Annotated in this window: 2 protein-coding genes; both read right to left on the bottom strand. The window is 21.6% G+C overall.

Features of this window, described 5'->3' with window-relative positions:
* Window positions 1-650: recombinase RecT (locus D9R21_RS06710; protein ID WP_148108897.1), on the bottom strand; the 650-nt coding region annotated here is incomplete at its 3' end.
* Between the two features lies 1 nt (window position 651).
* The coding region (locus tag D9R21_RS07730; protein ID WP_158613995.1) for a hypothetical protein at window positions 652-1,032 on the bottom strand (381 nt) is incomplete at its 5' end.

A 1,032-nucleotide genomic window follows, 5' to 3' on the forward strand; every position in this document is an offset into this window, starting at 1 on the left:
TCTTTAATTTCTTTTTCATCTAAATCAATATCAGAAATATCAATTCCCATTTCTAATGCTAATTTACGATATAATTTTGCTTCAACCATTTCTTTTGGTCATTTATTTCAAGGTGAATATTCACTATTTCCACTTGGACTACTATTTTTTAAACGATCAATATCTGCTTTTCTTAATAAAATACCTTGATAATTCCCATTTTTATCTTTTGCAAAAGCATAAGCACCAATTATTTCATTATAATCACTAGTATTTGCATTAAAATTAATCTCATGTATTTTTGGGCAAGAATTTAAACTATCTCATTCAAATTTTTCACCTTTAAAAATAATTGATTTTCGTGGACTATATCCTGCTTCTTCAATTCTTTTACAATAAACTTTACTATCAATAATAGTTGTTAATTTATTTTTAAATGGAATAATATTAAAATCTTTACTAAAAATTAAACCTTTATTACTTAATTTAATAATTCCTAATGCAGTTATTTTTGCATTATCAGCATTAGAAACTAACGACATATAACTTTGTCCATTTTTCATTTTTAATTCTTCTAATGCTAAAATATTTTCTTTTAAATATTTATCATTAACTTTTAGTTCATATTTAATAATTGCACCTTTAATATATTGTTGTAATTCATTTGCCATTTTATTTCACTCCTTTAATTTTTATGTTAATTCCTTTGATACCAACTATTTTATTATCTGTATTTGTATCTCATTGTTCTTTAATTGTATTTTTAACTAACTTTTCATCAACAATTAAATATTTAATTAATTGAATTAATTCATATTGATTAGCATTTTCTAAAAAATCATTATCAATGCCTAAAATCTCAATATCTTTAATTAATATTTTTTCTTTAATTAAATTAATACCAACTTTTTTAAGTTGTTTTGGTTCTAATGATTTATAAATTTCAGCAATATTTTCCATAACTCTAACTTGTTCATCTTGAATTTGCTCTATATCTAACCCCATATCAACAGTTAAATTATTTGCTTTTTCAATTAATTCCTGTTTTTTTAA

The sequence above is a fragment of the Spiroplasma endosymbiont of Megaselia nigra genome (genome assembly GCF_003987485.1).
GTDB lineage: Bacteria > Bacillota_I > Bacilli_A > Mycoplasmatales > Mycoplasmataceae > Spiroplasma.